This window comes from Anaerotignum sp., from assembly GCF_031981185.1.
GTDB lineage: Bacteria > Bacillota > Clostridia > Lachnospirales > Anaerotignaceae > Chakrabartyella.
In genome coordinates, this window is the sequence record NZ_DALYUL010000008.1 from 91,853 (window position 1) to 99,676 (window position 7,824).

7 protein-coding genes and 1 tRNA gene are annotated in these 7,824 nt (G+C 37.6%); 6 read left to right on the forward strand and 2 right to left on the reverse strand.

Annotated elements, in window-relative coordinates; genetic code table 11:
- The first annotated feature begins 1 nt into the window (after nucleotide 1).
- From RTK36_RS06425 to RTK36_RS06445, 5 genes are all read left to right on the forward strand, one after another.
- A complete protein-coding gene (locus RTK36_RS06425) occupies nucleotides 2-820 on the forward strand; it encodes a DUF4446 family protein (RefSeq protein WP_312045385.1) in 819 nt (272 codons plus the stop codon).
- Between the two features lie 189 nt (nucleotides 821-1,009).
- Nucleotides 1,010-1,813 (forward strand): Cof-type HAD-IIB family hydrolase, encoded by an 804-nt coding sequence (locus RTK36_RS06430; RefSeq protein WP_312045386.1) that lies wholly within the window; start codon nucleotides 1,010-1,012, stop codon nucleotides 1,811-1,813.
- A 387-nt stretch (nucleotides 1,814-2,200) separates the two neighbouring features.
- Complete coding sequence (serS, locus tag RTK36_RS06435) at nucleotides 2,201-3,490, forward strand: serine--tRNA ligase (RefSeq protein WP_312045387.1); 1,290 nt, start codon at nucleotides 2,201-2,203, stop codon at nucleotides 3,488-3,490.
- Between the two features lie 252 nt (nucleotides 3,491-3,742).
- Nucleotides 3,743-3,830, forward strand: a tRNA-Ser gene (locus tag RTK36_RS06440).
- Between the two features lie 105 nt (nucleotides 3,831-3,935).
- A complete protein-coding gene (locus RTK36_RS06445) occupies nucleotides 3,936-4,220 on the forward strand; it encodes a YciI family protein (protein ID WP_312045389.1) in 285 nt (94 codons plus the stop codon).
- Between the two features lie 222 nt (nucleotides 4,221-4,442).
- Here RTK36_RS06445 and RTK36_RS06450 read toward each other — a convergent pair whose 3' ends face one another.
- Nucleotides 4,443-5,168 (reverse strand): SIMPL domain-containing protein, encoded by a 726-nt coding sequence (locus tag RTK36_RS06450; RefSeq protein WP_312045391.1) that lies wholly within the window; start codon nucleotides 5,166-5,168, stop codon nucleotides 4,443-4,445.
- 152 nt (nucleotides 5,169-5,320) lie between these two features.
- Here RTK36_RS06450 and RTK36_RS06455 point away from each other — a divergent pair, with 152 nt between their 5' ends.
- Nucleotides 5,321-6,259, forward strand: a complete 939-nt coding sequence (locus RTK36_RS06455; protein WP_312045393.1) for a carbohydrate kinase family protein — start codon at nucleotides 5,321-5,323, stop codon at nucleotides 6,257-6,259.
- Nucleotides 6,260-6,439: 180 nt separating this feature from the next.
- Here the strand turns inward: RTK36_RS06455 and RTK36_RS06460 are convergent, their stop codons facing one another.
- The gene (locus tag RTK36_RS06460) at nucleotides 6,440-7,519 is read right to left on the reverse strand and encodes a PTS transporter subunit IIC (protein WP_312045395.1); all 1,080 of its coding nucleotides are present in this window, start codon (nucleotides 7,517-7,519) and stop codon (nucleotides 6,440-6,442) included.
- Between the last annotated feature and the right edge of the window lie 305 nt (nucleotides 7,520-7,824).

Sequence of the window (7,824 nt, forward strand, 5' to 3'; positions counted from 1 at the left end):
AATGGAATTGCAGCAAGATTATATTATATATATTCTTATGGGGTTAGGAATAGCGGTGCTTCTACTTTTCATTTTGTGTGTTGTCCTGTTTGTAAAGTTCAATGGGCAAAAGAAGAGATATGATTTTTTCATGGGCACTAACCGAAGACCTAGCCATAATTTAGAACTAAAACTGGAAAAATACTATAAAAGCTCAAAAGAAATTGAGGAAAAGTACGGAAAACTATTGGATATGGTTACCGATATGGATAAGACCATGAAGAGTAATATCCAAAAGGTTGGATTGGTTCGTTATAATCCTTTTGAAGAAATGGGTGGGAACCTTTGTTTTGCTTTAGCATTGTTAGACGGTGAGGATAATGGTGTGGTTCTAAACGGCATTCATAGCCGCACTGGTTCTTTCACTTATGCAAAACCTATACAGATGGGTGTAAGCATATATATGCTTTCAGAAGAAGAAATCAAGGCAGTACAAATGGCAAAGGATCAAGCATATCACCCAGAGCATGAAAAAGTACTAAAGGTAAAATTTAAGCCTATATTCCGGAAAAAAGACAAGCCTATTATGGAGGAGCAGTTACAGCTTGATATCTCCAAGGATGAAGCACCAAAGGAGTCTACAGGGGAATTTGGGGATGTAACCATGGCTGAAAAAGAGCAAATTTTCCAAGAAGAGGTTATGGCAAGTCAAATTGCAGTTGTGGATATGCTAAATGAAGAAATAGAAGATGATACGGAAGAGGTTCATTTCGAAGAAGATATATTTCAAGAATTACCGCCTTTTATTGAAAAGGAATTATTGAAAGAAAATAAAGAATAACAATTAGGTGGAAGGAGGAAAAGAATTTCTGAAAACCACCTTTTTTCTTAAAAAAATGTGTATATGTGTATAAAATATGTGGATATTGTGGATAACCAACTGGAATATTTTAAAAAATGACGAAAATTTTTTGAAAAACACATAGTTATCCACAGAATGTAGATAAAGCAGTGAAAAAAGGAGTAGAATATGGGCTATGAAATGATTTTCTCTGATATGGATGGAACTTTATTAAAAAATGATACAGAAGTATCAGAAAAAAATAATAATGCGATTCAACAAGCAATGAAAAAAGGGGTTCAGTTTGTAATTTGTACCGGTAGAGGTGTTTTTGGCGTGGAGCGCTTCCTTAAACAACTGGATTTATTCGGAAAAGAAGGCTATGCCATTTGTCAGAATGGGGGGGCTGTTTACGACTTAAGGGACATGTCTCTTGCAATTCGTGAAAGCTTTTCCCCAAAAACTTATGCACCCATTGCAAAATTTGCTCGGGAGCTTGGGTTGGAGCTATATTATTATGATGACCGAAAATTTATGGCTGAAATGGAATCAGACCGCGTAAAGCAATATTGTAAGGTTATGGGCAGCGGTGTTGAGGTTGTAAAGGAACCACTAAGATATCAAGGAGAATTTACAAAATCTCTTATTTCGGGAAATAAAGAAAAGTTGCTATTGGTGCAAAAAATGGTGCAAGAAACTGCAGGGGACGAGTTAGATTGCTTTTTTTCCAGCAAAATATTTATGGAAATTGTAAAAAAAGGCGTTAGCAAAGGCAATATTATGGAGCAAACCTCAAAAAAAGCTGGAGTGCCATTAAAATCAGTTATTGCTGTGGGGGATAGCCATAACGATATATCTATGATAAAAAAAGCAGGATTGGGTATAGCAGTGGCCAATGCAGAGCCTGAGGTAAAGGCAATTGCAGATTATATTACAAAAAATCGATGTGAGCAGGATGCAGTGGCGGAAGTTATAGAAAAATTCATATTATAAGTTGACATAATTATTGTTTTGGAAACAAATTTGGAAAAGCTCCAAAAACTATTGATTTTTCTTTGTAAACTGGTATATAATAGTGGGGCAAAGCGTGTGGCGACTATCGCCCATAGGAAAGCTAAGTTTTCTGTATTTCTTCAGAGAGTCGGTGTTTGGTGCGAGCCGATGAAACAAGGAAAATGCTCCACTTTCCCAGCTGCCGATGAAAGTCGGAAGGGTAAGCCCTATATCGCTGTTTAAAGAGGTTCGAAATTTTTTCGGGCAATCTGGGTGGCAACGCGGGAAATACTCTCGTCCCTGTTTTTTATGGGATCGGGGGTTTTTTTATTTTACTCCGATTTCCCAAATTCGTATAAGATTAGAAAGAATAAGGAGGAAAAAAAGATGTTAGATATTAAATTTGTAAGGGAAAATCCTGATGTGGTAAGAGAAAATATCAAAAAGAAATTTCAGGATAATAAGTTGCCTTTGGTAGATGAGGTAATTGCTTTAGACCTTGAGAACAGAGGTATAAAGCAAGAGGTTGAGGTACTTCGTGCAGAAAGAAATAAGCTCTCTAAGGAAATCGGCGGATTAATGGCAAAGGGTTTAAAGGATGAAGCGGAAGCAGTAAAGGCAAAAATTGCTGCAGAAGCAACAAGAGTTGACGAGCTGACGGAAAAGGAAAAAGAGGTAGAGGAAAAAATCAAGAAAATTATGATGACAATTCCTAATATCATCGATCCTTCCGTTCCCATAGGAAAAGATGATAGTGAAAATGTGGAAGTACAGAAATATGGTGAGCCTGTTGTGCCTAATTTTGAAATTCCCTATCACACAGAAATTATGGAGAGCTTCAATGGTCTTGATTTAGAAGGCGCAAGAAGAGTTGCTGGTAACGGCTTTTATTATCTCATGGGGGATATTGCTCGTTTGCACTCTGCAGTTTTATCCTATGCCAGAGATTTCATGATTGACCGTGGCTTTACCTATTGCATTCCTCCTTTCATGATTCGTAGTAACGTTGTTACAGGCGTTATGAGCTTCGCGGAAATGGATGCAATGATGTATAAAATTGAAGGGGAAGACCTTTATCTGATTGGTACCAGTGAGCATTCCATGATTGGTAAATTTATCGATACAATGAATAAGGAAGAGGATTTACCTCAAACTTTAACAAGTTATTCTCCTTGCTTCCGTAAGGAAAAAGGTGCTCATGGCATTGAAGAGCGTGGCGTATACCGTATTCATCAGTTTGAAAAGCAAGAAATGATTGTTGTATGCAAGCCAGAGGATAGCCCTATGTGGTATGATAAATTATGGGAAAATACCGTTGATTTGTTCCGTACCATGGATATCCCTGTGCGTACTTTGGAATGCTGCTCCGGTGACTTGGCGGATTTAAAGGTAAAATCTGTAGACGTGGAAGCGTGGTCTCCTAGACAGAAAAAATATTTTGAAATCGGAAGTTGCTCCAATTTGGGAGATGCCCAGGCAAGAAGATTGGGTATTCGCGTGTCTTCTGCGGATGGAAAGAAATATTTTGCCCATACTTTAAATAATACCGTTGCTGCTCCTCCCAGAATGCTGATTGCTTTCTTGGAAAATAACTTGCAGGCAGATGGATCTGTACGCATTCCTGAAGTTTTGCGTCCTTATATGGGTGGCTTAGAGAAACTGGAAAAGAAGAAATAATTTTTAATGAATGAAAATGGGGGGCTGTGGGTTTGTCATAGCTCCCATTTTTAAAAACAATTAAGGACTTAAAAAAAAATAAAAAAAACATGAAACTGATGCAAAGAATATAATTTTTTGATTCAAAAATTGAGGTTGTATACAAGATGAAAAGGGATTGTCAGTTGTAGGAAAAAAATAAAATAATTTGCAAATAGTTTTCCTTGACAAATCTCATAGAAAATGGTATGATGTTTTGGCAGTAGGTTTTTTGGAGAAGTACTCAAGAGGCTGAAGAGGTGCCCCTGCTAAGGGTATAGGTCGTTAACGCGGCGCGAGGGTTCAAATCCCTCCTTCTCCGTCAAAATCCATGTGTTGTGAGTTCACTAACACATGGATTTTTTTTTGTATTTATGATAATATTTTAATATGCCATTACAGCATGACAAAATAGAGGAGGAAAAAAATGTTTATTGCAAATTTAACTTATATAAAACCTTTGACAGAGGTAGAAAAATATTTGGAGGAGCATATTGCTTTTTTAGACAAATATTATGCTATGGGAAAATTCATTTGTTCAGGACGTAAGAATCCTCGTACTGGAGGCATTATTTTATTTCATGCAAAAAATGAGGTTGAAATGAAAGAAATTATATCAGAAGATCCGTTTTATATAAATGAAATAGCAAGCTATGATGTGATAGAATTTTCTCCAACAAAATATGCCCCTGAATTTAAAAGCTTAATATAATTAGAAAGAAAAGAATTCTATTTTCAGGATTCTTTTTTTAATTTCAAATAGAGTGTTAATAATACGAACAGATAAAAATAAATTACTTATATAGCTGAATTGAGTTATGGAATTGTTAATTGTAATAACATATAATTTATTGCCTTTAGAAAAACCCCCATTGCATAGCAATGGGGGTTTAGAGAACATCTAATTTAATATATACGAAAGTAAATTTTCTTTTTAAATACCATAGGTAGCAGTAATGGTAGCGGTAACTTGTACTTTATCATACTGAATCACTGTTTGATTGGTACTGCCATAGCCGGTATCCGACATAGCCCGTTCTTTGTAAAGTGCGGGTTCCTCAAAAGATGCATAAGATTCATGCTCCACAACGTTTAAAATTTCGCCTAAGGGCTTACCGTATGCCGTTGCAATAGCAGTAGCAGAGTTGGAAGCATTCTTAACAGCCTGCTGTAAAGCCTGGGTATAATAACGGTTTGTGTCTTCCAAAGAGAAAATAACATTATTAAAGCCTGTAGCACCCGCTTTCAAAGCTCCGTCAATATAGGATCCTACATTATCAATGTCTTTTACGGTTGCATCCAAGTTTATTTTTGCCTGATATCCGTTAATGCTGCTTTTGCCTGTTTCGGCGTCATATTGATAGGTAGGATACACTGCGGAATAGCTTGTAATAATTTTATCTTTGGCAATACCCATTTCTTCTAATTTACTTATAACCTTTGCTGATATCATGTTGTTGTCCTTTTGTGCTGATTCAGCGGTTTTACCGGCACTTTGAATGGTAAAAGACATTGTGGCAACATCAGGTTGAACTTTTACTATCCCTGTTCCTGTGGTGGTGATGGAGTTTCTTTCTGCAGCGAAAACCGCTGAGGCGGAACCAAGTGCGAGTGCAGCTGCTAAAGATGCGGTAATTAACAAACGTTTCATATTTTTCATTTTATATTTCCCCTTTCCTTTTGAAGGCTTTATTATTTTTCATTTTATATGACGCATTTTTTTTTCCAGAGTTCCCAAAAAAAGAAAATATTCGAAAATTTTATTTTTTATGCTATACTAGGAAAAGTGATTAAAGTTAGGAGAGAACAATAATGAAACAAACGCTGGTAATTGGTTCCGCAGTGGTGGATGTCATTGTAAATATTCCTCATTTGCCTGTAACAGGAGAGGATATTCATATATCAAAGCAAAGCCGTTCTTTGGGAGGCTGTGCATTTTTAACCTCAGATATTTTGCGTCATTTTTCTGCGCCATATAGCCTTTGTACCGCCGTAGGAGGAGGTATTTATGGCAGTTTTGTATTGGACAGACTTACGGAGAGAGGAGTTTCAATCTATGTAAGGCGTCCTGAGGAGGAAAACGGTTGTTGCTATTGCATGGTAGAATCGGGCGGGGAGAGAACCTTTATCGTCGACCATGGCATTGAATATACCTTTGATGAATCTTATTTAGAAAAGATTCATCAAGAATCAATAGACAGCGTATATATCTGTGGCTTGGAAATCGAAGAGAATACAGGTATGAATATCATAGAATATTTGAAAAAGCATCCTGAATATCAAATATATTTTTCACCAAGCCCACGTATTTTGAAAATTCATGGGGAGCGAATGGATGCTGTTTTGAAGCTTCACCCCATTATGCACCTTAATGAAAAAGAGATCATGGATTTTACCGCTGAAAAAACCATAGAAAATGGGGCGAGAAAGCTGTTTGAAAAAACACAGCGCCCAGTGATTGTGACTCTGGGGGAAAGCGGCTCGTATTGCTATGATGGAAATCAGGATTGGTATGCTTCACCCGTAAAAACCACAGTAGTGGATACCATCGGTGCTGGTGACTCCCATATGGGAGCTATCATTGCTGCACGACGCTTTGGTCTAGACTTCAAAGAAGCCATAGAAGCGGCAAATTATATCTCAGCTGCTGTTGTAGCTAAAGAGGGTGGGCTTCTGGAAGAGGAAGATTTTAAACAGGCCTTCTTAAAAATGCCTATGCAATTGCAAGAGAAGTTTACTGTCTGCAAATAAAAATAAAAGAAATCAATAAAGCCCCTAGAATTGTTATGGAATATTACCTTTCAATTTGGGGCTTTTAAAATGCAAAACCTTTTGCGCCTACGTTTATTTTTATAATTAGTCTAATCTTTATCTTTTAAACCTTCATTTCTATAATAAAAAAGGGTGTCGATTCTATCGACACCCTTAATATCATAGATTTAATTTTAGATCATTTTCTCGAATCCAACCGATTTTTCTCAATATATAAGCAAAAATCAAAGTAAGTATTGCGGGAAGAATGAAACAAATCATGCCCATGCCCAGCCAATCAAAGGCAGTGATTGCGCTTTTCGTTCCAGCGGCAATGTCATTAACCCAGCCTGTATAAAGGCCAATTTGCCCCACAAGCCCGCAGGTACCCATCCCTGAGGCAACGGCATCACCGTTCATTTTCATCTGAAAGAAACAGGTAGCAAAGGGTCCTGTGATGGCAGATGCCAAGGTTGGTGGAATCCAAATTTTCGGATTTTTCACGATATTACCCATTTGTAGCATGGAAGTTCCAATGCCTTGGGCGAATAAACCACCCCATTTGTTCTCAGGAAAGCTCATGACTGCAAAGCCAATCATTTGAGCACAGCAGCCAGCCACTGCTGCACCCCCAGCAAGGCCGGTCAACCCTAAGGTGGCGCAGATTGCAGCACTGCTGATGGGCAGTGTAAGGGCAATACCAACAATGACAGCAACCAGTATGCCCATAAGGAAAGGTCTAAGCTCTGTGGCCCACATAATGGTATTTCCAACGCCATTTGCCAGTGTCCCCAAAGTGGGACCCCACCACATAGCCAATAATACACCTATGATAATTGTTACAGAGGGTGTTACTAAAATATCAATTTTTGTTTCCTTTGATACTGCTTTACCAAATTCTGCTGCAAAAATTGTAACAACAAGTACAGCCAAAGGACCCCCCGGTCCCCCTAAACTATTGGCTGCGCCGCCCACTGCGATCAATGAGAAAAGAACCAGTGGTGGACATTTTAGTGCATAGCCGATGGCGATGGCCATGGCAGGGCCGGTGACGCTTTTTGCATAGCCCCCAATTTCTACTAAAATCTCAATACCAAGTTGCTGACCTATTGTGGTAAGAATGGTGCCAATCAGCAAAGAAGCAAATAAACCCTGTGCCATTGCCCCTAAGGCTTCAATTCCGTATCGTTTTGCAGAAAACTCAATATCCTTACGTTTCAGGAACGAACGAAAACCTTGGGTTGAACCATTTTTTTCCATAACGACCTCCCATAAAAATTAAAATTTTTTTAAGATTTATTATACTGGTTGTTCTATAAAAATACAAGAATAATTGATAAAAAATTATTAAACTTCCTATTTTTTTACATTGACTTTATATGTTTTTTGTGATGCATTTGACATTATGATTTCATCATGCCCAACATTTGCTTTAAATTTTTAATAAAAATAAAATTCAAGCATTACTTCTTTAAGAAATACCCGAAAAGGTTCATATATGACGTTAGTGTTCGCATATAAATAATCCAAGATGATCTTTAGGGGAGTGCTACGGTTTGAAAACA

Bases quoted from the DNA above. Each gene is read 5' to 3' on its own strand.
- RTK36_RS06460 (WP_312045395.1), bottom strand. From the start codon at position 7,519: ATGGAAAAAAATGGTTCAACCCAAGGTTTTCGTTCGTTCCTGAAACGT.
- serS (WP_312045387.1), top strand. From the start codon at position 2,201: ATGTTAGATATTAAATTTGTAAGGGAAAATCCTGATGTGGTAAGAGAA.
- RTK36_RS06450 (WP_312045391.1), bottom strand. From the start codon at position 5,168: ATGAAAAATATGAAACGTTTGTTAATTACCGCATCTTTAGCAGCTGCA.
- RTK36_RS06430 (WP_312045386.1), top strand. From the start codon at position 1,010: ATGGGCTATGAAATGATTTTCTCTGATATGGATGGAACTTTATTAAAA.
- RTK36_RS06445 (WP_312045389.1), top strand. From the start codon at position 3,936: ATGTTTATTGCAAATTTAACTTATATAAAACCTTTGACAGAGGTAGAA.
- RTK36_RS06455 (WP_312045393.1), top strand. From the start codon at position 5,321: ATGAAACAAACGCTGGTAATTGGTTCCGCAGTGGTGGATGTCATTGTA.
- RTK36_RS06425 (WP_312045385.1), top strand. From the start codon at position 2: ATGGAATTGCAGCAAGATTATATTATATATATTCTTATGGGGTTAGGA.